This window comes from Rhodococcus sp. BH4, assembly GCF_002079265.1.
Taxonomy (GTDB): Bacteria; Actinomycetota; Actinomycetes; order Mycobacteriales; family Mycobacteriaceae; genus Rhodococcus_F; species Rhodococcus_F qingshengii.
The window spans coordinates 3,367,924-3,392,615 of record NZ_CP014941.1 but is presented as its reverse complement, the minus strand read 5'-3'; the positions used below and the strand labels follow the sequence as shown (position 1 = coordinate 3,392,615).

General features: G+C 61.8%; 25 protein-coding genes and 1 tRNA gene. 15 read left to right on the top strand and 11 right to left on the bottom strand.

The genetic code is table 11. From position 1 onward, the window contains the following. The first annotated feature begins 1 nt into the window (after position 1). From A0W34_RS15690 to A0W34_RS15650, 9 genes are all read left to right on the top strand, one after another. Positions 2-634, top strand: coding sequence for an NUDIX domain-containing protein (locus A0W34_RS15690; RefSeq protein WP_081557917.1), 633 nt, complete (start codon positions 2-4; stop codon positions 632-634). Position 635: 1 nt separating this feature from the next. After that, positions 636-1,559, top strand: coding sequence for a site-specific tyrosine recombinase XerD (gene xerD, locus A0W34_RS15685; protein WP_007731892.1), 924 nt, complete (start codon positions 636-638; stop codon positions 1,557-1,559). Between the two features lie 143 nt (positions 1,560-1,702). After that, positions 1,703-2,716, top strand: a complete 1,014-nt coding sequence (locus A0W34_RS15680) for a ParA family protein (protein ID WP_003946138.1) — start codon at positions 1,703-1,705, stop codon at positions 2,714-2,716. 50 nt (positions 2,717-2,766) lie between these two features. Further along, complete coding sequence (locus A0W34_RS15675; RefSeq protein WP_232330053.1) at positions 2,767-3,588, top strand: segregation and condensation protein A; 822 nt, start codon at positions 2,767-2,769, stop codon at positions 3,586-3,588. Positions 3,589-3,629: 41 nt separating this feature from the next. Then, positions 3,630-4,313, top strand: coding sequence for an SMC-Scp complex subunit ScpB (scpB, locus tag A0W34_RS15670; RefSeq protein ID WP_037127047.1), 684 nt, complete (start codon positions 3,630-3,632; stop codon positions 4,311-4,313). A 77-nt stretch (positions 4,314-4,390) separates the two neighbouring features. Beyond that, positions 4,391-5,812, top strand: a complete 1,422-nt coding sequence (locus A0W34_RS33825; RefSeq protein WP_019748584.1) for a pseudouridine synthase — start codon at positions 4,391-4,393, stop codon at positions 5,810-5,812. A gap of 11 nt (positions 5,813-5,823) precedes the next feature. Then, positions 5,824-6,504: a (d)CMP kinase gene (gene cmk, locus A0W34_RS15660; protein ID WP_182261235.1), complete on the top strand. Its 681-nt coding sequence runs from the start codon at positions 5,824-5,826 to the stop codon at positions 6,502-6,504. Further along, entirely contained in the window at positions 6,501-7,928 is a 1,428-nt protein-coding gene (gene der / locus A0W34_RS15655) for a ribosome biogenesis GTPase Der (RefSeq protein WP_003946199.1), read from the top strand. The genes cmk and der overlap by 4 nt, the downstream gene beginning before the upstream one ends. A gap of 102 nt (positions 7,929-8,030) precedes the next feature. Beyond that, positions 8,031-8,104, top strand: a tRNA-Pro gene (locus A0W34_RS15650). Between the two features lie 270 nt (positions 8,105-8,374). Here A0W34_RS15650 and A0W34_RS15645 read toward each other — a convergent pair. Beyond that, a complete protein-coding gene (locus A0W34_RS15645; protein WP_054828053.1) occupies positions 8,375-8,800 on the bottom strand; it encodes a hypothetical protein in 426 nt (141 codons plus the stop codon). 467 nt (positions 8,801-9,267) lie between these two features. Between A0W34_RS15645 and A0W34_RS15640 the strand changes: the two genes are divergently transcribed. After that, positions 9,268-9,723: a hypothetical protein gene (locus A0W34_RS15640; RefSeq protein WP_021333520.1), complete on the top strand. Its 456-nt coding sequence runs from the start codon at positions 9,268-9,270 to the stop codon at positions 9,721-9,723. Here A0W34_RS15640 and A0W34_RS15635 read toward each other — a convergent pair whose 3' ends face one another. The 8 genes from A0W34_RS15635 to A0W34_RS15600 form a co-directional block, all read right to left on the bottom strand. After that, on the bottom strand, positions 9,724-10,065 hold the full coding sequence (locus A0W34_RS15635) for a hypothetical protein (protein ID WP_042451032.1): 342 nt from the start codon (positions 10,063-10,065) through the stop codon (positions 9,724-9,726). It lies immediately after the preceding gene. A 35-nt stretch (positions 10,066-10,100) separates the two neighbouring features. Then, positions 10,101-10,664: a hypothetical protein gene (locus A0W34_RS15630; RefSeq protein ID WP_081557915.1), complete on the bottom strand. Its 564-nt coding sequence runs from the start codon at positions 10,662-10,664 to the stop codon at positions 10,101-10,103. Between the two features lie 295 nt (positions 10,665-10,959). Further along, entirely contained in the window at positions 10,960-11,844 is an 885-nt protein-coding gene (locus A0W34_RS15625; protein ID WP_007731949.1) for an SCO6745 family protein, read from the bottom strand. Between the two features lie 65 nt (positions 11,845-11,909). After that, a complete protein-coding gene (locus tag A0W34_RS15620) occupies positions 11,910-12,770 on the bottom strand; it encodes an ABC transporter permease (RefSeq protein WP_075833273.1) in 861 nt (286 codons plus the stop codon). Then, positions 12,767-13,711: an ABC transporter permease gene (locus tag A0W34_RS15615; protein WP_075833272.1), complete on the bottom strand. Its 945-nt coding sequence runs from the start codon at positions 13,709-13,711 to the stop codon at positions 12,767-12,769. Before A0W34_RS15615 ends, A0W34_RS15620 begins: the two co-directional genes overlap by 4 nt. A gap of 98 nt (positions 13,712-13,809) precedes the next feature. Beyond that, positions 13,810-15,342, bottom strand: coding sequence for an ABC transporter substrate-binding protein (locus tag A0W34_RS15610; protein WP_198035645.1), 1,533 nt, complete (start codon positions 15,340-15,342; stop codon positions 13,810-13,812). A gap of 130 nt (positions 15,343-15,472) precedes the next feature. Then, positions 15,473-16,447, bottom strand: a complete 975-nt coding sequence (locus tag A0W34_RS15605) for an oligopeptide/dipeptide ABC transporter ATP-binding protein (protein ID WP_007731960.1) — start codon at positions 16,445-16,447, stop codon at positions 15,473-15,475. Beyond that, positions 16,447-17,358, bottom strand: coding sequence for an ABC transporter ATP-binding protein (locus A0W34_RS15600; protein ID WP_232329862.1), 912 nt, complete (start codon positions 17,356-17,358; stop codon positions 16,447-16,449). The genes A0W34_RS15605 and A0W34_RS15600 overlap by 1 nt, the downstream gene beginning before the upstream one ends. 275 nt (positions 17,359-17,633) lie before the next feature. On the opposite strand from A0W34_RS15600, the gene A0W34_RS15595 reads away from it, so the two are divergent. Next, positions 17,634-18,191 carry a QsdR family transcriptional regulator gene (locus A0W34_RS15595; RefSeq protein WP_021333511.1) on the top strand — a complete coding sequence of 186 codons (558 nt, stop codon included), beginning with the start codon at positions 17,634-17,636 and terminating at the stop codon, positions 18,189-18,191. 85 nt (positions 18,192-18,276) lie between these two features. On the opposite strand, the gene A0W34_RS15590 is transcribed toward A0W34_RS15595, so the two are convergent. Beyond that, positions 18,277-19,098, bottom strand: coding sequence for a class II glutamine amidotransferase (locus A0W34_RS15590; protein ID WP_064074344.1), 822 nt, complete (start codon positions 19,096-19,098; stop codon positions 18,277-18,279). Positions 19,099-19,119: 21 nt separating this feature from the next. Further along, complete coding sequence (locus A0W34_RS15585) at positions 19,120-19,563, bottom strand: DUF7144 family membrane protein (RefSeq protein ID WP_030537512.1); 444 nt, start codon at positions 19,561-19,563, stop codon at positions 19,120-19,122. Positions 19,564-19,906: 343 nt separating this feature from the next. On the opposite strand from A0W34_RS15585, the gene A0W34_RS15580 reads away from it, so the two are divergent. The 4 genes from A0W34_RS15580 to pepN all read left to right on the top strand — a co-directional run bounded on the left by A0W34_RS15580 (position 19,907) and on the right by pepN (position 24,672). Then, a complete protein-coding gene (locus tag A0W34_RS15580) occupies positions 19,907-20,635 on the top strand; it encodes a hypothetical protein (protein WP_081557910.1) in 729 nt (242 codons plus the stop codon). Next, the gene (locus A0W34_RS15575) at positions 20,632-21,246 is read left to right on the top strand and encodes a class F sortase (RefSeq protein ID WP_228401006.1); all 615 of its coding nucleotides are present in this window, start codon (positions 20,632-20,634) and stop codon (positions 21,244-21,246) included. Before A0W34_RS15580 ends, A0W34_RS15575 begins: the two co-directional genes overlap by 4 nt. Before the next feature lie 93 nt (positions 21,247-21,339). Further along, positions 21,340-22,140, top strand: coding sequence for a bifunctional hydroxymethylpyrimidine kinase/phosphomethylpyrimidine kinase (gene thiD, locus A0W34_RS15570; RefSeq protein WP_003946192.1), 801 nt, complete (start codon positions 21,340-21,342; stop codon positions 22,138-22,140). Positions 22,141-22,188: 48 nt separating this feature from the next. Next, a complete protein-coding gene (gene pepN / locus A0W34_RS15565) occupies positions 22,189-24,672 on the top strand; it encodes an aminopeptidase N (protein ID WP_030537514.1) in 2,484 nt (827 codons plus the stop codon). Positions 24,673-24,692 lie beyond the last annotated feature (20 nt).

Genomic DNA, 24,692 nt, shown 5'->3' with positions numbered 1-24,692 from the left:
CATGAGCGATCCCGGTCGGCACGAATTCGACACCCTCGGCTCCAAGACGGTCTACACCGGCGCGATTATCGCATTGCGCGTCGACACCGTTGCGATGCCTGGTGGTCAGCGTGCCGATCGGGAAGTCGTCGAACACCACGGCGCCGTTGCCGTCGTGGCACTGGACGAGCACGACAACCTGGTGCTGATTCACCAGTACCGTCACCCGCTCGGGCACCGGTTGTGGGAAATCCCTGCCGGTCTGCTCGACGCTGCGGGGGAGAGCCCGGTCGAGGCGGCAGCGCGCGAGCTGGGCGAAGAAACCGGACTCGGCGCCGATCGGTGGTCGGTGCTGGTCGATGTCGCTCTCTCACCCGGGTTCACGGACGAGGCGGTTCGCGTCTTCCTCGCCGAGGGGTTGCGCGAGGTGGAGCGCGACGATCCCGAACACGAAGAAGCCGATCTCGAGATTTCGCGGGTTCCGCTCGCCGACGCCGTCGACATGGCGCTACGCGGCGACATCGTCAATGCCACAGCGGTATCAGGCATTCTCGCGATCGCCACCGCACGCGCGACGGGAAAGCCGCTACGCCCCGCCGACGCACCGTGGCCCGATCGTCCTCGCGCATTCGGAGAACGCAAGTCGCGAGCCTGAAGTGCTTGCCCGACAGGTGGACTCGTATCTCGATCATCTAGCGGTCGAGCGAGGATCTGCGCGCAATACTCTACTTTCCTATCGCCGCGACCTGAATCGGTACGCGGAGTACCTGCACGGACGCGGCATCGACGACGTCGCGGGCGTGACGGAGAACGACGTCACCGAATTCGTGACACATCTGCGCCTGGGTGACAAAGATTCCGGCGTCGTACCATTGGCGGCCAGTTCGGCAGCACGCACCCTGATCGCGGTTCGCGGATTCCACAAGTTTTCCGCCGCCGAAGGTCTGGTCAGCGTCGACGTGGCCCGAACGGTCAAGCCGCCGACGCCCGGACGCAAGCTGCCCAAGGCCCTGCCTCTCGACGACGTGATCGCCCTGCTCGACGCTTCGGGTGGCGGTGCGGCCGGTGACGGGCCCCGCGACCTGCGGGATCGCGCTCTGCTCGAGCTCCTGTACTCGACCGGAGCGCGAATCACCGAGGCGATCGATCTGGACGTCGACGACATCGATACCGAAACTCGTTCCGTGCTGCTCAAGGGCAAGGGCGGCAAGCAGCGGATCGTCCCCGTCGGCAGGCCGGCGATCGCCGCCGTCGACGCGTATCTCGTCCGCGGGCGCCCCAGCCTGGCGACGCGCGGTGTTCCTGCCCTCTTTCTCAACGCGCGCGGTGGACGCCTCTCGCGTCAAAGTGCGTGGCAGATACTTCAGGATGCGGCGGCGTCGGCCGGGATCAAGGCGGACGTCTCACCCCACACGCTCAGGCACTCGTTTGCCACACACCTGCTCGACGGCGGCGCGGACGTACGCGTCGTGCAGGAACTTCTCGGTCACGCTTCGGTAACCACGACGCAGATCTACACGCTGGTCACCGTCACCGCGCTGCGCGAAGTGTGGGCTCAGGCACACCCGCGTGCCCGTTAGGGGTTGGTTGGCTCATGCGTGTCTGCGAGACCATTCGGTGATGTAAGCGGTAGCGTTCAAGGAGCGCGAGCGGCCTCCACCGCAGTTTCGGGGGTTTGCCGGCGCCGAGAGCAACCGCCGAAAGAGTAGGGGAGCATCGGACCGTGTCGACATCGCAGCCACCAGCGGCGGAGTCCGCGCCGCCGCATGTCAATGCCCAACTCTTCGAGCGCGTGAACGAATCAGCACCAGCTGTACCCTCCGAACCAGAGGCGATGTTCGAAATAGATACGACGCCAGTAGCCTCTCCACCTGCGGAAACCCTCACCGTTTCCGCGGAAGAACTCGGCCCGACAGGTCGACCGGTCCGCGAGGTACCCCAACCGACACCGTTGGCGCACCACGGACCCGCGATGATCATCGCGATGTGCAACCAGAAGGGCGGCGTCGGCAAGACGACGTCGACCATCAACCTGGGTGCGTCGTTGGCCGAATACGGTCGCCGAGTGCTCCTGGTGGATCTCGATCCCCAAGGAGCACTGTCTGCCGGACTGGGCGTTCAGCATCACGACCTCGAACTGACCGTCCACAATCTCCTGGTCGAACCACGTGTGTCCATCGACGATGTGCTGATGAGAACCCGAGTCGACGGCCTCGACCTGCTGCCCAGCAACATCGACCTTTCGGCCGCCGAGATCCAATTGGTCACCGAGGTCGGACGTGAGCAGACCTTGGGACGCGTGTTGCACCCTGTTCTCGATCGGTACGACTACGTGCTCATCGACTGCCAGCCGTCGCTTGGCCTGCTCACGGTGAATGCACTGGCCTGCGCCGATTCGGTCATCATTCCGATGGAATGCGAGTACTTCAGCCTGCGCGGCCTGGCACTGCTCAACGACACCGTCGAAAAGGTGCACGATCGTCTCAATCCCAAGCTCGAGTTGGCCGGCATCGTCGTCACGATGTTCGACGCTCGGACCCTGCACGCTCGTGAGGTGATGGCGCGAGTCGTCGAGGTGTTCGGCGACGTCGTCTACGACACGGTGATCAACCGCACCGTCCGATTCCCCGAAACCAGCGTCGCCGGTGAGCCGATCACGACGTGGGCGCCGAAATCGGCTGGGGCCGAGGCATATCGAGCATTGGCCCGCGAGGTCATTCACCGGTCTGGTCGTTAGTGGAACTGATTGCATCGCAAGAAGATTCGGTCGAAGTCGAGCCGGATTCGATCGACCCGAACGTGCCGACCGACGCTCAGACCGCAGCCAAGGCTGCCGGTTTCCGAGTCACTCTCCGGAACTTCGAAGGCCCGTTCGATCTGCTGTTGAACCTGATCAATCAACGACAGCTCGATGTCACCGAAGTCGCCCTGCACACCGTCACTGACGATTTCATCGCATACACCAAGGAACTCGGCAGTGCGATGGGCCTCGATCAGACAACAGAGTTTCTGGTCGTCGCAGCCACTCTTCTGGACCTGAAAGCGGCAAGGCTGTTGCCCGCCGGGCAGGTCGAGGACGCGGAGGATCTGGCGCTTCTCGAAGCCCGCGACCTTCTCTTCGCGCGACTGCTGCAGTACCGGGCGTACAAACAAGTTGCGGCGCTGTTCGGTGAGTTGGAGGAAGCAGCGCTGTGGTGCTATCCGCGCTCGGTTGCCGTCGAGGATCAGTTCACCGAACTCCTGCCCGAGGTGTTGTTGGGCGTCGATCCTCAGCGTTTTGCGGAGATCGCGGCGACGGTGTTCACACCGCGTCCGGTGCCGACGGTGGGCCTCGATCACCTCCATGTGTCCAATATCTCGATACCCGAGCAGGCTGAGCGAATTCTCGAGTTGCTGCGCGAGCGAGGCATAGGGGAGTGGACACCCTTCGGGGACCTCGTTGCCGAGTGTGAGATCACCGTCGAGATAGTCGCAAGATTTCTCGCGTTGCTCGAGTTGTATCGCAGGCAGGTCATTGTGTTCGAGCAACCCGAAGCACTCGGACCGCTGATGGTGAGTTGGACCGGAGACGACCCGGCCGCGCCGGTCACAGAGGAGGACTACGGATGAACGCCGAGCCGACGGAATCAGAGTCTTCGCAGCTAGACGAGATGATCGAGCCTACCGAACACGCCTCGGAGTCCGAAGATTCCGCCCCCGATTTCGAACTCGACGACGATCAACTCGACGCAGTGCTGGAGTCGCTTCTGCTTGTCGTGGATTCGCCGGCCGAAGTGAACCAACTCGCATCTGTCACCGGAACCGCGCCGGAACGAGTCGAAGAACGCCTGACGTCGATGTCGGCCGCATTGACCGCTCGCGGCAGCGGAATGGACCTTCGCTACGCGGGCGACGGATGGCGTCTGTACACGCGACAAGAGTTTGCCCCGTACGTGGAAAAGCTGCTATTGGACGGCGCACGCACCAAATTGACCAGGGCGGCATTGGAAACTTTGGCCGTAGTCGCATACCGTCAACCGTTGACTCGTGCGCGGATCAGTGCGGTACGAGGCGTCAACGTGGACGGGGTGGTACGCACCCTCCTTGCCCGCGGACTGATCGCGGAAGCCGGGCCTGACCCGGACACCAACGCGACACGGTACTCCACGACCGAACTGTTCCTCGAACGGCTCGGCCTGGCCTCGCTCAGCGAGCTCCCGGAGTTGGCCCCGCTCTTGCCTGATGTCGATCTCATCGACGACATCAGCGAAAGCCTGGAATCCGATCCGCGATTTGCGAGAATGAACAAGGCAGACGTGCCCGCTGACGTAGTGGACACCGAAGTCGACGACTGACCGGAATTCCGGCCGTCGTCAGCACCGAGAAAGACCCGACCACGCTCGGGAAACAGTAGAAAACTGACAGGAAAAAAGTGAACAATCCCGCTCGCCGAGATGGCACACCGGACCGTAACAACTCCCGCGACAACCGCGGCGCACGCAGCGATGCACCTCGTGGTGGTCGCAGCGACGCCCCCCGCGGCGCACGTAGCGAAGCGCCCCGTGGTGGACGCAGCAACACTTCCCGCAGTACCTCCGGATACGACCGCAACGCCGGATCCGACCGTCCCCGCACGGACGACCGTCGCGGTGGATTCAATGATGACCGTCGCCCGCCGCGCAGCGATGACCGTCGCCCGCCGCGCAGCGATGACCGTCGCCCCGCACGTACCGACGACCGTCGTGGTGGCTACAACGACGACCGTCGCGGACCGCGCACTGACGACCGCCGCGGACCCCGCAGCGATGACCGCCGTACCCCCCACGTCGACGCCCGTCGCGCACCGCGTGGCGGCGCTGACCGTCGTAGTGACGATCAGCGCGGCGCACGCCCCGATGCTCCTCGCGGCGGCGCATGGTCGAACGCACCTCGTGGGTCCAAGTTCGACGGACCTCCGCGCAAGCGCCCGGCAGCCCCGACACCGCCGGCGACCAACAAGCGTGGCAAGCCGAAGACCGAGAAGCCGCAGCGCGTCGTCTCTCAGAACCCGTTGGTCTCCAACGCCAAGCCGGCGCGTCATCAGCATGCCGAGATCACCAAGCACGACGGCCCGCCGAAGGGCGACGGCGTCCGCTTGCAGAAGGTGCTGGCTCAGGCCGGCGTCGCATCACGCCGTGCAGCTGAAGAGCTGATCGACCAGGGTCGCGTCGAGGTCGACGGCCGCATCGTGGTCGAACAGGGTCTGCGTGTCGACCCCGAGAACGCAGTGGTTCGTGTCGACGGCGTCCGCGTCGTCGTGCAGAAGGACCTCGTCTACCTCGCGATGAACAAGCCGCGTGGCTGGCAGTGCACCATGTCCGACGATCTCGGTCGTCCGTGCGTCGGCGACATCGTCTCCGAGCGCGTTCAGTCGGGTCAGCGACTCTTCCACGTCGGCCGCCTCGACGCCGACACCGAAGGCTTGCTCCTCTTCACCAACGACGGCGATCTGGCTCACCGCCTGATGCACCCGTCGTTCGAGGTTCCGAAGACGTACCTCGCCACGGTTCACGGCGTTGTCGAGCGCAGCACCGGCAAGCAGTTGCGCGACGGTGTCACCCTCGACGACGGTCCGGCCAAGGTGGACGCGTTCACCGTGCTCGAGATCAACGAGGGCAAGACGCTCGTCAAGCTGGTTCTGCACGAGGGTCGTAAGCACATCGTGCGTCGCCTCCTCGATGCCGTCGGTCACCCCGTTGTCCGTCTGGTTCGCACCAACGTCGGAGTTGTCGCCCTCGGCGATCAGCGTCCGGGAACGCAGCGCGTCCTCGGACGTAGCGAGGTCGGTGGACTGTACGAGGCGGTCGGCCTGTGACCGATTCGTCCATGCCGCTGGTAGTCGCTATGGACGGACCGTCCGGAACCGGCAAGTCCAGCGTCTCTCGCGCGTTGGCGCAGCGTTTGGGTGCTCGCTACCTCGACACCGGAGCCATCTACCGGATCGCGACCCTGCACGTGCTGCGTCAGGGAATCGATCTGGCGGATTCCGCCGCGATCACGGCCGCCGTTGCGGCGTTGCCGTGGTCCATCGGTACCGATCCGAGCAGCGAGCAGGTGCATCTCGACGGCGCGGACGTCAGCGAGGAGATCCGCGGCGACGCGGTCACCAAGGCTGTCTCCGCAGTGTCGGCCGTACCCGAGGTTCGCGACCTGCTGGTCGCCACTCAGCGTGAGTTGGCGGCAAGCGCAGACCGGATCGTCGTGGAAGGTCGCGACATCGGAACCGTCGTACTCCCCGATGCAGACGTCAAGATCTTCTTGACCGCATCGGCGGAAACCCGTGCGGCACGGCGCAATACGCAGAACATCGGCCAAGGCCGTGAAGACAATTACGAAGCGGTGCTGGCTGATGTGCAGCGCCGTGACCATCTCGATTCGACTCGGGCAGTGTCGCCGTTGCGCCCTGCCGACGACTCCATTCTGGTGGATACGAGCGAATTGGGAATTGAAGATGTGATCGCCAAGTTGCTGTTGGTGGTCAGCGACAGAACTGGAGCAGTGCAGTGAGCGACGATCTGGTAACCGAATATGCCGGTGACGGAACTTGGTCCGAGGAATCGGAGTGGGATTACGCCGATCTCGAAGCGGACGGCGAAGGCGAAGCGCACATTGCCGTCCCGACCTTGGCTGTTGTCGGTCGACCGAACGTCGGCAAGTCGACGCTCGTCAACCGCATCATCGGCCGTCGTGAAGCGGTAGTCGAAGACATCCCCGGCGTTACCCGTGACCGCGTCTCGTACGAGGCGAACTGGGCCGGACGACGCTTCCTCGTCCAGGACACCGGCGGATGGGAGCCCGACGCAAAGGGTCTTCAGCAGGCGGTCGCACGTCAGGCGGAGTTGGCCATGGGAACGGCTGACGCCATTCTCCTGGTCGTCGACGCTGTTGTCGGCGCTACCGCGACGGACGAAGCTGTTGCTCGCGTGCTTCGCCGCTCGAAGACTCCGGTCATCCTCGTTGCCAACAAGGTGGACGACGGACGCACCGAGTCCGAGGTTGCAGCGCTGTGGTCCTTGGGCCTCGGTCAGCCGTACTCCGTGAGTGCGACGCACGGCCGCGGTACCGGAGACCTGCTCGACGAGGTTCTCGAGAAGCTGCCGGAAACCCCGCGTGAAGGTATCCCCGGCGGCGGTCCGCGTCGTGTTGCTCTCGTCGGAAAGCCGAACGTCGGAAAGTCCAGCTTGCTCAACAAGCTGTCCGGTGACGAGCGGTCCGTCGTGCACAATGTTGCCGGCACCACCGTCGACCCGGTCGACTCCATCGTCGAACTCGGCGGGCGCCCTTGGCGTTTCGTCGACACGGCTGGTCTGCGCAAGCGCGTCAGCCATGCCAGCGGCGCGGAGTTCTATGCGTCGCTGCGTACGAAGAGCGCGATCGAGGCCGCTGAGGTTGCGATCCTGCTGATCGACGCGCACGAGCCGATCACCGAGCAGGACCTGCGTGTTCTGAGCATGGTGGCCGACACGGGTCGTGCATTGGTGATCGCATTCAACAAGTGGGACCTCGTGGACGAGGACCGTCGACTCATGCTGGACAAGGAAGTGGACCGCGATCTGGTCCGCGTTCCGTGGGCTCAGCGAGTCAACATCTCCGCCCACACCGGTCGCGCCGTGGCGAAGCTCGTGCCGGCTCTCGACACGGCTCTGGAGTCCTGGGACAAGCGCATCCCCACAGGTCGCCTGAACACCTGGCTCAAGGAAGTTGTGGCAGCAACGCCGCCTCCTATGCGTGGTGGTCGCCTTCCGCGCATCATGTTCGCGACGCAGGCAAGCACGCGCCCGCCGACATTCGTTCTCTTCACCACGGGCTTCCTCGAGGCCGGCTACCGCCGCTTCATCGAGCGGCGTCTGCGTGAAGAGTTCAACTTCGACGGCAGTCCGATCCGCGTATCCGTCCGAGTGCGCGAGAAGCGTGACCGTAAGGGCCGCTGATTCTGCGTCCAATTCGGTACTGAAACGGCTCTGACCAGCCGATTGGTACTTCGGCCCGTCCCTGATGTAATCTTTCCAAGCGCCCGAAACAAGGGCGTGGGACGGGCTGTGGCGCAGCTTGGTAGCGCACTTGACTGGGGGTCAAGTGGTCGCAGGTTCAAATCCTGTCAGCCCGACCGAAGTTAGATCAAAAAGGCAGTTTCTCAGAGATGAGAAACTGCCTTTTTGTTTGTGCCTTCAAAGGTTCGGCAACGGATCTCGTGGAAAGTCCTGCGGTGACGTGATCTCCGCGTCGGCAGCGTTCACGACTGCAACATATTCTTCGTCGGTTTCGCGCTCATCAGAACTTCTGCTGGAAACGCGTAGTGGATCTCGTCGTCTGGATGCAAGTGGGAGCGAAGGCGCGCACGGACACTCGCGGAAACCGGCATGCGCGGAAGGCTAGCTCAGGTTCGCTGACTGAGGCGAATATTGTGAACGGCAACGGTTACTCCGAAGAGCGCGATCAGAATGGCGGTAAAGATTGCTGCCAACCACCACGGCGCCGAACCTGCTGTATTCAGCCAGATGGTCAGTGCACCGAAAATTGTAGTCGGAATGCCGACAGCACGAGACAGGTCGACGTTCCTCGGATTGACCGGCGGTGTTCTCCACCAATGAAGGCGATGTCCTCGATTCTCACGCAGCATTCGCAGGATGGACCAGACAGTAAGCGGCAGACCAATCGCGAGGATGACCATCCCGCCAATGATCGCCAAAGTGCACCCGTCTCGGAAGTACGTCACGGCAGCGCCCACAACACCTGCAAAACCGATGGCCGTGAATACTTTCCACGCCGGGGTTATGGACTGGCCATGCGGTTGTGTTGCCATGCAAGCACCCTTCCACAAAACATAATCGAAAACTTCAACCCTGTTGCGGCCGTCGATTGTGCATCAGGGTGACAATCAAACTCGGTAGGCCGTTAACTACTCCGAGTACAGCGACTGCGATACCCGCACTCAAGAGAGGTGCTGTCTCCCAATAGTTGTCGACGATGGCAGATGCTCCGATCAAGCTCGATACCCAGCCCGTGAGTTGAGCACGTCGGACATGTTGTGCCGCTCGCGAGGAGGTCGGTCCTACCGAGAGAGGTAATCTCCGCCCGTAGTCGCCGTGAGTTGCGAGGCGAGCGCCATAGATATGGGCACCAGTGGCAAGCGCCAGTGCTCCCCATGCGCTCAACATAGTTTGATCCATTCTTTGATTAGCGTTGACGGTATCGACCTTCCACGCAGTTCGAGTCGTAATTGCTTTCTTCTCCGGAGCGCAATTTCGCCTACTGGCATGATCTCTTCGTATGATTGGGATTCGGATCGCGTGGGTTGTATTGGCGGTCGCCACCGGGATTCTGGGATCCGCGACGGCACAGTGGCCGCTGTACGAGATCACCGATTGCGAAATAGGCCTCGGCCCGCTCAGTTCTGCCGATTGTTACCGCTCGATTCACGACTATTTCGGGCGGGAGCTCTTCTTGGTGCTGGCGTTGCCGGTGGCTCTGTGCGTTATTCCAGCCGTGATCCCACGACCATTAGTTTCCTGGATCGTCTCGGCGACAATGCTTTGCGCTGCAGTACTGGGTTTCTTTACCGCTTTCAGCTCTGGTATGCCTTCTCTGCTGTCGATGGTGGGGAGCCTCCCTGCTGCAGTGCTGGCATTGGTACTTGCTGCGGTGCATCAGGGGATCGCATTGCGCAACAAGGGCGCCATTGCGCGTGCGCGCAGTGGGGTTCGCGATACGCAGCCGAGTGAGTGATCAGTCGGGGCTGAAGAACAGTTCCATCGAGATCCAGAACCACGCCACCATTGCTGCCACAGAAAGGAACGCGAGCACCAATGGCAACGCGAATTGCCTGCCGGTGCGGCTGGGAATAGTCATAAGTCCGAGAATGACGAACACGGCGGCAGGCGCCGCCCAACTTATCCAGTAGGTGAGCGGTGGCGGGTTGGGGCCGAACGACGTGAACGAACGGTTCGGATAAAGCTGCGGCTGCGGGACATCTGCGAAATGTTGCCACAGGAGTACCAACGGCAGATAGCCGAACAGCCCGAGCAGAAGGCCGACGACGAGTCCCGCGAAGATTCGCTCGCCCCTCATCTCGATGCGCCCGTCGGAATCAATCGTTCCACCGCCTATGCCACTTCTGGAAAGTCACGAGCCTGCATCCGTAGTGCCCACGCCCGGGCCGCAACGAACGTCACGGCCAATACGAGCACCACCAGCAGTACGACTGCAATCCAGGTGGGAGCGGCGGTGGAGAAGCCCAGCTTCCACGCAGTACAGACACCCGCAGCAGTCGCCGCCAACGCCCCTACCGGAAGCATCGCCGCGACCGCTCGCGTCGTGCGAACAGTAAGTCGATCCCCGGCAGCGCGAAGAACTCCGAACACGGCGGCGACCGAAAGGCCATAGGCCAGAAGACCGCTGACGGCGTAGACCAGGAGCGGGGACCATCCCATATCAACCGACCCGGTGAATGCCATGCCGATCAAGACCAACAGGGGCGTCAGCCCAAGCGTGACGCCTGCGATGCCTGCCACCACAGTTCGGACCATTCGATTGTCCTGGCCTCCGGAGATTCGCACGCCCGCGAGGCGGAGCACGAACGCGGTCAGCGCGCCCAGAACGGCGCCGATCACCGCAGCCTCTATCGGCCAGTTCCATTGCGGTTCACCCGCGAAGCCCGAGATTGTCATGCCACCCAAAAAAGAGGGTGATCGTGTCCGATGCCTGTGAAGTCCCCTGTGTCAGCGACGCGGCGACCAAGGCAACGGCCGCCCCGAACAAAGCAAACCCGAGAGCCTGTTTCCACATCAAGCCATCATCACCTAAACGGAGCGGGAATTCGGCACAACGGCAGTCTCATCCGGATGCCTTCTCACTGTGTAGATTCGGGGCGCAGCCGACTTCGGCGACAATCATGTGAAGGGGCTGGTGGTGACACCCTCGTCGTATCACCACCAGCCCACGTCCGACACTCACGACCTGCTGTCACGCACGCAATCGGCGACGTGCTGCCAGTGCTGCCGGAAATCCGAGATCTGCATCGATCACTTCACCGGAGAGACGTTCCGAGATTTCGATCAGTCGACTGCATCCGGTCTCTCCGATCGCCTCGTACGGGTACGACCCCAGCACATCGGTCTGATGCTCAACCCTCTGCCGGCGATCGCGACCCACCTCGTTCAGGTGAAGCTCGGGGCCGTCTTCGAGCCATCCACGCGCCCGCACACTTTCGACGCCTTCCGCCCACTGATCGTTGTCCCATGCCCGGCTCATTTGCAGAGCAGCAGCAGGAACATCACCGGTTGCGGCGTGAACTACCAGCGCTTCGACACCGTTGAGCCCTTCGGTGTGAAGTAGGGCGACATGAGAATCGCCGCGATATTCCCGGAGCAAGGATTGGGCATGCCACAACACGAGATGGGGCTCTTCTGGCCACGGTAGGGATGCGTGTCCACCGAACAGCGGCCGACCTTGCGGTCTGTTGCATGCGCGCTCCGCTGCTCGACGTGCGAGTTCGGCGGCTTCTCGAACCTCGGCGCCGTCGACATGTTCTCCCCATGCCTTGCGCAGCGAACGGTCGACAGCGTCGAGTCGAGCGGCCAAGATCTGTTCGGGGGTGGCGATCGTCCAGGCATTCGGCAGGACCGCGTGTACCAGTTCGGGGTTGAAGTTGAAGAAGGTAGCGATGGTGACTTCTGCCGCTACTGCACCCATGGGTGCGGACCGCGAAGCGAAGTACCCCATTCGAGGATGCGTAAAGCCCAGTGCAGCATAGGCTTCCGCGCCGAATGGAGTGAAGTAGATCATGCCGTGTATCGGTTCGGCTCCACGGAAGACGCGGCGCGCAGTTTCTGGTGCGATCAAGGTCATCGGTATTCCTTCATACGGGTGGTGTGGTGGTCGAGAAGTCGGACTGGGTGCGGGATCTTCGTAAGCTATCTCCCTTTGACATACATGCGGTCTCGGACGGCATCACCCACTCGGTAGACGGCCAGGACGACCAGTGAAATCAGAATGCCGGAGGGGAGAATCTGTTGTGGGGCGCTCAAGATGTGCAGGTACGCATCGGATAAGTCACCGCCCCAACTCGGAGTGGGCGGCTGTATACCCAACCCGAGGAACGAGAGGGCGGCCTGCGCGAGAAAGGTCAGACCGGTGAGCACAGTCACCTGAACGACAACCGGTCCGATCGCGTGCGGTAGGAGATGACGCAAAAGCACTACGTGCGGCGGACATCCCGAGAGTCGCGCGCTCAGGACGAAGTCTCGGTTCCTCGTCTCGCTGACCCCGGCAGCCAGAATTCTTGCAATCGTGGGTGCGTAGACGACTCCGAGGGCAGACATCGACGTAATCAGGCTCGGCCCCAGAACGCCCGTAATTGCCACTGCAAGAACCAAACCGGGGAATGCCAGTAGTGCGTCTGCCACCCGGAGGAGCGACGCACCGATCCAGCGTGGCCAGTATCCGGCGATCAGTCCCCATGGAATTCCCAACAGCAGGCTGACAGCGACCGCAATCGCAACGCCGAAGAAGGCGGAGCGTCCTCCCCAGATGAGCCGACTGAGCACGTCGCGGCCGAATCCGTCAGTGCCCAGCAGGTGCTGGGCACTTGGCCCGGCGAACGTGTTGGTCAGGTTCTGATCGGTCGGACTGTACGGAGCCACGAACGAGGCCAAGGCGGACGCCGCGATCAGTATTCCGAGAAAGCAGTAGCTGAGCCATAATCCGGGCGCCAGTCGGTAACGAGGCCGCTTGGAACGAAATTCGCCTGCAGTGGTCACTACGAGTTGGCTCACGAGATCGTTCCCTTTCTCAATTGCGGGCTGATCATGTTGTTGACGACGTCGACCAGGATGTTCACGAGAAGCACGATCACGACGAACAGCAACACGATGCCTTGAAGCATCGGATAATCTCGCGTGTCGATCGCGATGACCAAAGCGCTGCCGAGGCCCGGTAGCACGAAGATCTGCTCGAGGATGACCGTCGCACCCAGCATTGCCACGGCGAGCAATCCATAGACTGTGACAATGGTGGGAACGATGTTTCGTAACGCATAGCGCCACACGATCTTCCGCTCGTCGATACCCATCGCACGCGCGGTTCGCACGTAGTCACCGGACAGCGTCTCGATCATCGCGGCCCTGGTCTGCCGGACCGCAATCGATGCTGCGCCGGCAGCGAGTGCCGTTGCAGGTAGGACGAGATGGCTCAGATTGTCGATCACACCGTCGCCCGGAGGAACCCAGCCGAGCACCGGTAGAACTCCCAAGCCGAGGGCAAAGACATCGACCAGCACGATAGCGAGGAAGAAGTCCGGCACCGCGAGTCCGATCCCTGAAACCGTGCGGGTCAGGCCATCGCTGCGTCGTCCCTGCCGCGTCGCGGTCCACACTCCGAGCGGTATGGCGACGACGGCGGAGAGTAACAGTGCGAGTACAACGAGCTCGGCGCTCGCCGGCAGGCGCGCAAGGATCTGTGGGCCGACGGGGGCGCTGTTCTGTAGCGACGTGCCTAGATCTCCGTGCAGAGCCGACACCACCCAGTTCCAGTACTGGGCCAGGAAGGGTTGATTCAATCCGAGGCGCTCGTTGAGTGCGGCGATCGATTCATCGCTGCCGTTCGGACCGAGAAGGGCCTCGGCTGGTCCACCTGGAATGATCCGGATAAGGGCAAAGGTTATGAAACTGGCGATAACCGCGGTCGGAATGATTTGCGCGAACCGGACGGCGATCATCCGTATATGTGGATTGACGGGCGATCGGTGAGAGTTTCGAGTCGGAACGCTCTCAGGCTCGGGCCTCACCGAATTCTCGTGTGATACGACGGTCGCTGTCATGACTTCGAGAGGTACGTCAGATTGGGGGAGCCGTTCAGTGCAGGAACGGCCCCGTGGACGTTCTTGGTGTAGGCGACCACGTCGGGAGTGAAGTACAACGGTACGTACTCAGCGGACTTGATCACGACTTGATTGATCTGTTTGACGATGTCGAGCTGAGCGGTTTCGTCATACGTGTTGTTCAACAGTGCGATCAACTTCTCCAAATCCTCGTTGGGGACGGAATTCTGCCGGAAGTACGACCGCGAACCCAGCGAGGCTTCGAAATTGAGCGGTGCGGATGCTCGCGTGGGCCATCCCACGCTGAAGACGTCCGCGCTGTTGTGTGCGACGAACTCCGTAATCGCCTGAGGTCCACTCATTTCGACGAAGTCGACCTTGATGCCGACTTTCTCCCATTGTTCTCCGACAAGGACCGCGTTGGTCGAGTACGGCGGTAGGTTGCCTGCTAGTCCGCGCACGGTGACCCCATTCGGATACCCCGCCTCCGCTAGTACCGATTTGGCCTTCTCCGGGTCGTACGGCCATGCATCTTCGGTTTCCTCGTCGTAGAACTGCGAACCGGGAGGATATTGACCGAACGCCGCAGTTCCTTCCGAGCTGTCCAGCGCGGCTCGCGCAATTGCCTTGCGGTCGAGCGCATACTGCATCGCCAGACGAACCCGGACGTCGTTAACCACAGGGTTCTTGTTGTTGATCACGACGAGCGCAACTCCGAGTCTCGGGTCGTGACTGACGTTCAGGTTGGGATTCCGTTCGAGGATCGGAGCACTCGACGGTGTGAGCCCGTATGCAAAATCCGCAGCGTTCGATGTCAGGGCATTTGTCAGCGCTGTGGGATTGGAGATCACCTGGATCTGGATCTTGGCGAGCTGGGGGCTGGGTGGACCTGCCGGTTTGTAATCGTCGAATCGACTGAATGTGTATGAACTGTTCGGGACTGCGCTGGTGAATGTGTACGGCCCTGCGCCTACAGGCTTGTTGGCGAAGTCTGCCCCTGCTGCTGCCAGCGCAGTGGGGGAGACCACCATTCCCAATCTGCCGTTGAGCCAGCCTGGTAAACCGGAGGTAGGTGAACTCAACGAGATCGTGACGTGATCTGGGGACGTTGCTTCGATGCTCTTGATCGTCGGGACGGAAACGATTCCGAGACTCAAGCAGTGTTCCATGCTTGCCTTGACGGCTGCTGCATCGACAGCTGTACCGTCGTGGAAGGTCAAGCCGTTCTGCAACGTCATCTCGAACGTCAGGTTGTCCGGTCCGGAGAAGCCCCACTCGCTGGCGATTCCGGGCCGCAACTTCTGGGTGGCAGGTTCCGCATCGATCAGTGGTGCATACATCAACTGTAAGTAGTCGATGTCGTATCCGATGTTTCCCGCACACGGGTCGAGCGAGGCGGGCACGTGCGATGTCGCGACCTTGAGTTCGGCGTTCGGATCGGCAGGTCCGGTATCGCCGGCGGTACCGGTGGCGCTGCTCGAACAGCCGCTGAGCACAAGAGCAGAAAGTGCAAACGCAGCTACCAGCACACGTGGGCCACTTTTCCCATGATTCTGGAAGCGTGTGATCGGATATCGGGATCGCAAAGACAGACGCGGATTCATATGGTGGACTTTCGCTTTGGTCTTCTCGGAAGGGGGAGACTGACGCGGCACGCATTTACTGCGGCGGGTTGGAGATTCCGATCGATGTGGCCGGGGACGATAGATGGCAGGCGGAGCTGTGTGCGGAATTCGAGGCCGCGCGAAGTGACGGCGCTTCCGACGCACAGCGATCCATCGCAAACGGGCAGCGGGTGCGGAATCGACAGCCCGAGGGTGGATTCCGTGGGTCGGGTAACTCGCCCCGCACCAATGCTTTCCGACGACTGCGCCGCTCGAGTTCGATGTGCGGGGCCGCGGCGAGAAGCGCCTGCGTGTAGGGGTGCGATGGAGTCCTCAGGACCGTGGCAACCGGTCCGATCTCGACGATTCGGCCGAGGTACATCACCGCGACGCGATCGGCGATCCGTGCCACCGAACCCAAATCGTGCGAAATGAAGATGTACGTGAGGTCATGTTCTTCTCGGAGATCGGCAAGAAGTTGCAACACCTCTTCCTGAAGCGAAACATCTAGGGAGGCAACAGGTTCGTCGCAGAGAATCAGTGGCGCCTTGGAGGCAAGTGCACGAGCGATGGTCACGCGTTGGCGTTGGCCACCGGAGAGCTGGGTCGGGAGGCGGTCGGCAAGCTCAGCGCCGAGACCGACCCGACGCAACAGCTCGACGGCTTTCGGCCGCAAGGACTGTGGGATGCGCAGACGCCCTGGCGCCATCGGCTCGGCCACGCAAGCCCATGAGGCCATCCGATTGTTCAAGGCCGACGTAGGGTTTTGAAAAATGAGATGGGAAGATCCACCCTTGCCGAACGCCGGGTCGTCGAGATTCATAGTGATGGAGCCTGCGGCCGTAGCCACCAGACCCGCGAGAGCGTGAGCCGTCGAGGATTTTCCCGATCCTGATTCACCGATTATCGCAAGGGTTTCGCCCCTCTGTACGGAGAAGCTGACGTCGTCGACCGCGCGAAGAGCTTTGCGTCCGCGTCCGTACTCGACTGCCAGATTCCGAACGTCGACGATGACGTCGGTGTTGCTCATCAGCTCACCAGTCCGAGCAACTCGAGTTCGTCGCTGCGGTGACATCTTGTTGCCGATTCCGGTGATCCGATCAGAAGTGGATGATCGGATATGCAGAGCTCCTCGGAGTAGTTGCACCGGGCGACGTATCGGCAACCCACGCCGTCAGCAGGGGCTTTGCTGGTGAAATCGCCTCGCGCCTTGGGTGATTGGGAGGAGACTTCTTCGAATGTCGAGCGTGCCGCCTCGAGAAGGCTGAACGTGTAGGGATGCGCGGGCCGCCGAAGCAGCGCGTCCCGCGGCGCGACGTCGACGATCTCGCCGCGAAACATGGTGATGACTCGATCCGCGACCTCGGCGACAACCGCGAGGTCGTGACTGATCAACAACACGGCAAGATCGCGCTGTTCGGCCAGTTCTCGAAGGAGATCGACAATCTGAGCTTGGATGGTGACGTCGAGCGCTGTTGTCGGTTCGTCCGCGATCAGCAACTTCGGACCGCATGCCAGGGCCATCGCGATAATCACCCGCTGACACATCCCGCCGGAAAGCTCGTACCCGTACGACTTCAAGGTTCTGCTCGGGTCGGCCAGTCCGACCTGGTGGAGAAGATCTGTAGCCACGTCCTCCGCATCGACTTTCGTGATGTCGCGGTGGGCCTTCAACACATCGACGATCTGGCGACCGATGCTGACGGAGGGGTTGAGAGCCGAACTCGGGTCCTGGAAGACCATACTGACGTCGCGACCGCGTATTTTCCTCAACTCGGCGGCGGGCAGACCCACAAGTTCCTGTCCTTCCAAACGGATGCTTCCGCTGGTTGTTGCCGTACGGGGCAAGAGACCGAGCAGAGCGAGTCCGGTCAGTGTCTTTCCGCTCCCGCTCTCTCCTACGAGACCGGTGATTTCGCCCGACCCCAACTCGAAGCTCACGCGGTCGAGGAGTCTGTTCGAAATCGATTCTGTCCCAATGTCAACCGTGAGGTCTCGTACTTGCAGAAGTGGGCTCATCGTCGGGTCGTCCACGTGTAATCGTTCATCGCATTCCTCCGTAAACAACTGAACTGTTGTGACTGGAATCACGTACCGGGGAACCATAAACACTCACCTGCAACAAAGTCAATGAATGTTGCAACGATTGCCGTCGATGGCGCCGTCTGATCGCCTCCGGCTACCGACCAGCACGTCGTCAGCGATACATTCACTCCATGGCCGAGACACGTGACATCCGCGCGGAAGCGTTGAGTGCCGCCCGACGACAGTTCGCGGCCGGAAAACCGCTCGATGTGAACGCTTTGGCCACCGAGTTGGGGGTGGATCGGACCACCTTGTTCCGGCGTGCAGGGAATCGCGACACAATTACCGGTGACGTGCTCGATTCGCTGGCGCGCCGAACGTGGCGAATGGGCCTCGAGGAGTGCGGTGGAAGCGGAGCGTCAAGGGTTGTCGACGTCCTCACTTACCATGCACGGGCGACAATCGAGACCGAATTCTTCCGGACGTATTTGACTCGGGAACCGCAAAAGGCGTTGTGCATACTCACAACTGGACTGGGGCCGATTCAGGGCACGATGGTCGAATCCGTGCGAAGGCTGATCGAAGCTGAAATACCGGAGCAGATTCGGCCAGACCTGCCCGTCGAGGACATGGCGTATCTGCTGGTTCGCGTGGGTGAGTCGTTCATCTACAACGATTTGCTCACTGGTGGCACTCCGGATACGGAGAAGGCTCGCTTGGCGTTCCGGCTCATCCTCTCGCGTGACTAGTGTGCCGAGTTTCCGTTTTCTCAGTTTTCGTGAAAGCGCTTCGAATGCAAGCTATTTCATAGCTATGCCTGGTTGTATGACCCAATCAGGCTGGTGGGATCGGCACAAAGCTCCGCATCTCGTCCCGTCCGGGCCGGATGACGCCTGCGGCGGATTCGGGAACCTCGTTCCAGGCGCCGGGAAGGTCACGTAGAGGCTCGGAGACGACGATTCGGGTCTCCTCACTCAGATGGTGCAGGGCATCCACCTCAGGATGGAGCTTGCGCAACGTGGAAATCTCGGTGGAGAAGAACAACGACCTCGACTGGTGCTCGCTGGAATAGCGAAAGATCCAGGTGGAGATGCCATCCGACGTGGCGACGGTCATCTGAACCGGATTGTCGATTCCCTGCGAGCGGGCCGTGTGCTCGACGAATCCGACGGCCCTCGCGACACCTTCGAACGGATCGTCGGTCAGGCCGAACGTCAGCGCGAGGAAGAACAAGGTTTCCGAGTCCGTCGATCCTTCGAGATCCGGAAAGAGCGACGGATCAATGGCAGTCACCAATTCCCGTTTCATGTCGTGGAATCCGTGTAGTGAACCGTTGTGCATCCACAACCATCGCCGGTGCCGGAACGGGTGACAGTTGCTGCGCTGCACTGCAGTTCCCGTCGAGGCGCGGATGTGAGCGAACAGCAGAGGGGTGCGCAATTGGGAGGTGACTTCGCGCAGGTTCGAGTCGTTCCACGCGGGTTCGATGCTCTTGAAAACTGCCGGTTGGGGGCCTTCCCCGTACCAGCCGATTCCGAAGCCGTCGCCATTTGTCGTCGTGGCCCCGAGTTGAGAATGCAGGCTCTGGTCGATCAGCGAGTGCTGTGGCCTGAACAGCAAGTCATGGGCCAGTATCGGCTCTCCGGAATACGCCATCCACCTACACATACTTTCAACTCAAGCAGATCGAGTCGGCGTTGACGGTGCATGCGCAGCGGCGTGCGTCGTCTGGGTGGGCTTCCATGTCGACACAGCCCAGATCACGACGATGTTCAGCGCGATGATGAGAGTCGACCACCAGGGGTAGTACGGCAGCCACAAGAAGTTCGCGATGATCGAGATCGCGCAGATCACCACTGCCGACACCCGCGCCCAGGCCGCTCCGGTGAACAGTGCAAGCCCGACGAGAGCGACGAGCGCGCCCAGCACGAGATGGATCCAACCCCACGTCGTCAGGTCGAACTGATAGACGTAGTCGATCCCGACTACGAACACTTCGTTTTCGGCGACGGCAGCGAGTCCTTGGAAGAACTGCACGATGCCGACCGTCACCAAGATGACGGCTGCCCCGATCGATGTTCCTACCGCGAAACCCTGCTTGACTGATGTTGTATCCGACATGACGGTTTCCCTTGATTCGGTGGGGGGCGACCGGACACGTGCCCGGCACGCTCGTTGTAGTGATCGTTGTTCCACCGGCTGACCGCTATGAAACGGAAATACCTGTCCAATGCGGTGAGAAATCAGTGCGATCTGCTCCGATGTGCGGGCGAAATGTAACTTCTGACCCCTGTTGATCCGATGTACCCCTTGCCGGAACGTGTGTGCGGAGAAATTGCTCGTAACCGAAGTTCACAGAAAACAAGAGGAATTCGGCACGGAATTCGACCTATTTGTCCAGCTGTACTGGTATTTTGACTGAATTGACCGGAAGCTACGGTCCGCGGAAAAAGGTAGCGAGAGAATGACGATCTTCGGCAGGCGTACCGCGGGCATCACCGCGACGGCCTTCGTCTTGGCGACCGTTGTGTCGACAGCACTCCCCGCAGTGGGATCGGCTGCCCCCGTTTCGCTCACCCGCGCGTGCAACTCGGAAATCAACGAAAATTCGATGTCACTCGATCCGGCCGTGATCGACGGTTGGTACGACATCTCGACTGGATCGCCTGGAACGAAAATCAACTCGATCGAGGCGTGGCGGACAGTGCCGGGAGACATCCTCGAGTTTCGCGCATCGGTGACGATCAGAGCCCACGGAAGTCCCGTCCGAGGGACCCTTCGGATCGACGGCGCCGGCTTGACCGGAGATCAGGATTTGATCTCCAGAATGACGTTGACCCAAGATCTCGGCCGGTCAGGGTCAACGGTCACCGACGCTGACGACGGTTCGGTCATCCCCGTACGTGCCAAGCTCGCATTCGACGTCACAACTCCTGGACAAGTCGCGCAGAACCAGACGGTCAACCTCTCGGCAGTCAAGATTGTCTTGGCAGGCGACACCACCGATCCGGGAGGTGAGTGCCCCGGCCCCGGCCCCGGCGGCGGGGGGAATGGAAGCGGTGGCGGAAACGGCAGCGGTGGTGACGGTTCCGGTGGGAACGGTGGGGATTCCGGTGACGCACTTCCCGGTCGTGACGTAGGAAACCGAGTACCAATTGCCCAGATTCCGTCCGGCCCGACTTCTCGTCCGTGACAGCGGCACCTGGATCCACGGCCAGCCGAACGTGGGCCGCTGCAGTAGTGGCGACAATGCTCTTGATCGGCGGATGTTCCGACGACGGTGACTCGCCGACCCGCGTCCTCGCGACCGGCCAACAAGATTTGCCGCCGGCAGTTCGCGCCGCAGTCGACGGTCCGGATGTCCCGACCACGCTGCGCACAGGCAACAGCACCGCTGACATCCTGCCGATCAAGACGACGACGGACGGCTCGCTCATTCCGCCCGAGGATGTCAGTGAGATCGGATGGTGGGCAGATTCGGCATTTCCCGGCTCCGGCGCGGGCACTGTGGTGATCACCGGACACGTCAACGACATCTATCAGGGTGACGGTTTCGGAAAGAAGTTCTCGACACTGGAAATCGGCTCGGTCGTGACCGTGGCGGGCGCCGGGGGACAGACCTGGAACTACCGTATCGATGCGGTCGATCACTACGGCAAGGACGGCGAGCTGCCGGTCGAGCGATTGAACAGCCTCGACGGACCCGAAACCCTCGCGCTGATCACCTGCGGCGGCGAGTTCGTCGGTCCGCCGTTCGGATACGAGGACAACGACGTCGCGTGGGGAACTCCGGTGCCCGCATAGCCGAAAACCAGACGTCGGAACGGTTGATAAACTGGGTCCCGCGTTCGTGGCCATCCACGCACGTTTCGAAAGTCCGAAGAAGGAGATTGTGCTGTGGTTGACCTCGCCTATGTCATCGCTGGGTCCGAAGCGACTGGCGGTGCCGGCCTGCAGGTCGACCTGAAGACGTTCCAGGCATTGGACGTCTACGGCGTAGCGACCACCACATGTATCGTCTCGTTCGATCCCAAGAACAATTGGGGTCATCGCTTCGTGCCGATCGCTCCTGACGTGATCGCTGATCAGATCGAGGCTGCCACGGCAGCTCACGATCTGGACGTCGTCAAGATCGGAATGTTGGGAACTCCCGCCACGATCGAGGTTGTGGCAGAGGGTCTGCGTCGGCAGTCCTGGCGCCACGTCGTCCTCGACCCGGTCCTGATCTGCAAGGGCCAGGAGCCCGGCGCGGCTCTCGATACCGATACAGCACTTCGTGATTCGATCCTCCCGCTCGCCACCGTCGTCACACCCAACCTGTTCGAGGCACGCACCCTCGCCGGAATGGACAGCATCGAAAGCGTCGACGACCTCATCGAGGCCGCACGTCGTATCCATGACCTCGGACCCAAGTACGTGCTCGCAAAGGGCGGTGTCGAACTCGCCGGTGGCGACGCCGTCGACGTGTTGTTCGACGGGACCGACGTGACGGTTCTCTCCGCCCCCAAGGTCGGCGAAGAGCGCGTCTCGGGTGCCGGTTGCACGCTGGCCGCCGCAGTGACCGCCGAACTGGCAAAGGGCGCCGACGTGGGAGAAGCCGTCGCTCTGGCCAAGAAGTTCGTCACGGCGGGCATCGAAGGCCGCGTCTCGGCACACACGCCGTTCGACACCGTCTGGCAGGGCGCGTTCAAGGGATAGGCGCACGGCGGCTCACATCGCCGCGCGCGGCCTGGCAGGATCGAGTGCGTGAGTACTGCGAACCTGAATCGAAGCGAAGTCGCCGAACGATCTCGAGCCATCTCCGTCGCCGGTTACCGGGTGGAGTTGGATCTGCGATCGGCGGTCGACTCCGCCGTGAAGACCTTTTCGACGGTCACGACAATTGATCTGACGTCCTCGGTGGAGTCCACGTGGCTCGATTTCATCGGTGCTGCAGTCGATTCCGTGGACGTCGACGGTGCGTCGATTCCGGTGGAGTACGACGGATCCCGGATCGGGCTGCGCGGACTCGGCGGATCGAACGTCGTTCGGGTGGCAGCTCACGGCCACTACAGCCGTTCGGGCGAAGGGCTGCACCGATTTGTCGACGACGCTGACGATCAGACGTATCTGTACACGCAATACGAGCCTGCCGATGCCAGGCGTGTTTTCGCCTGCTTCGAGCAGCCGGACCTCAAGGCGCCCTTCACATTCGAGGTGACAGCACCTGACGGCTGGGAAGTCCTGTCGAATCAGCCCGCGACCCAGACTCTCTCCGTGGACGGTGCACAACGCGTCACTTTCGCCCCGACGCTGCCGATCTCGACCTACATCACCGCGATCGCGGCCGGGCCGTATCACCGCGTGGCGTCGTCGTGGAGTCGCGGCGAACTCACTGTCGAGTTGGGTGCGCTGTGCCGGGCGTCGTTGGCTCCACACCTTGATGCAGACAACGTTTTCGACATCACCCGTCAGGGGCTGGACTTCTACGCCGAGTACTTCGACTATCCGTATCCGTTCGGCAAGTACGACCAGATCTTTGTCCCCGAGTACAACCTCGGCGCCATGGAGAACCCGGGACTGGTGACCTTCACCGAGGCATACGTGTTCCGCGGCACCGCAACCGACGAGCAGCATCAGCGCCGCGCCAACACGATCCTGCACGAAATGGCGCACATGTGGTTCGGCGATCTCGTGACCATGGTCTGGTGGGACGACCTGTGGCTCAAAGAATCTTTTGCTGATTTCATGGGATCGCTGGTCAGCGCCGAAGCCACTCGCTTCACCGATGCCTGGGTGGCATTCGCCATCAAGCGAAAAGCGTGGGCGTACCTCCAAGATCAGCTGCCGACAACTCATCCCATCGTCGCCGACATCGTCGATCTCGAAGCTGCGAAGCTTAACTTCGACGGAATCACCTACGCCAAGGGCGCCAGTGTCCTCAAACAACTTGTGGCGTTCGTCGGCCGTGACGCGTTCTTCGAAGCGGCACGACGGTACTTCAAGGCCCACGCCTTCGGGAACACCACGCTGGTTGATCTGCTCGACGTGCTCGCGGAGACTTCCGGACGTGATGTGCGCGAATGGGCCCGAATCTGGTTGCAGACCACCGGAGTGTCCACGCTGTCGCTCGACGGAACAGACCTGGTCCAGACGGACCCGAGGCCGCATCGGCTCGCAGTCGGAATCTACGACTACAACGAGTCCGGAGACCTTGTTCGCACCGAACGCGTCGAACTCGACATCACCGAATCACGCACGTCGGTCGACCTTCCGCCCGGAGCACTCACACTGCTCAACGACGAAGACCTCACCTACGCCAAGGTGCGATTGGACGCGGAATCTCTGTCCACTGTCGAGGCATCCCTGGACCGCGTGAGCGATCCGCTTGCGCGCGGGGTGATCTGGTCGTCGCTGTGGAACTCGGTGCGTGATGCGCAGCTCTCGGTGTTCCGGTACCTCGACATGGTGGAACGATTCGCTCCCGCGGAGACAGATCTTGCGATTCTCAGCTCGATCCTGACCGATGCCCAATACGCGGTTCTTCACTACGTTCCGAAAAGCTTGCGGCCCAATGTAAGTGCAGGCTGGTTGGAAACGACCTGGAAGGCGGTGTTCGAAGCCGAACCGGAGTCCGGAAGGCAGCTGGCATGGGCACGGGCTCTGTCGGCCGCTGCAGCGGTCAACGATGCTCGCGCCGACGAGGTGCGGTCGATACTCGACGGCACCTGCCCGGGGCCGGTCGGACTGGCTCTCGATCCTGATCTGCGGTGGGCATTGTGGATCGCCCTGTCGGCGACCGGCCATGCGAGTGTGAGCGACTTCGATGGTGAGCTGAGCAAGGACAGCACGTCAGCGGGTCGAACGGCGTACGTCCGCGCCGCGGCGTCGATTCCCGATGCCGAGACCAAGGCGGCTGCCTGGGCGTCGGCGACCACTGACGGCTCACTCTCGAACGACCGCCTGGATGCGACGATCGCCGGATTCCGTTCGGGCACGGACCCGTCGTTGATCGAGGGATATGCGGCAGAGTACTTCTCGTCCCTGGGGAAGTGGTGGTCCGAACGCAGCATCGAGATCGCCCGACGGTTGGTGAACGGACTCTTCCCGGCAGCTGAAGACACCTCTGCTGTCGATTCCTGGATCCAGGCCAATGCGGAGGCGCCCGCGTCGCTGCGGAGGCTTGTTCTCGAGCGTCGGGATCACCTGGCCCGAGACCTACGTGCCCAGGCGTCGAACGCAGTGATCTGACGCCATCAGCTCCGAAATGT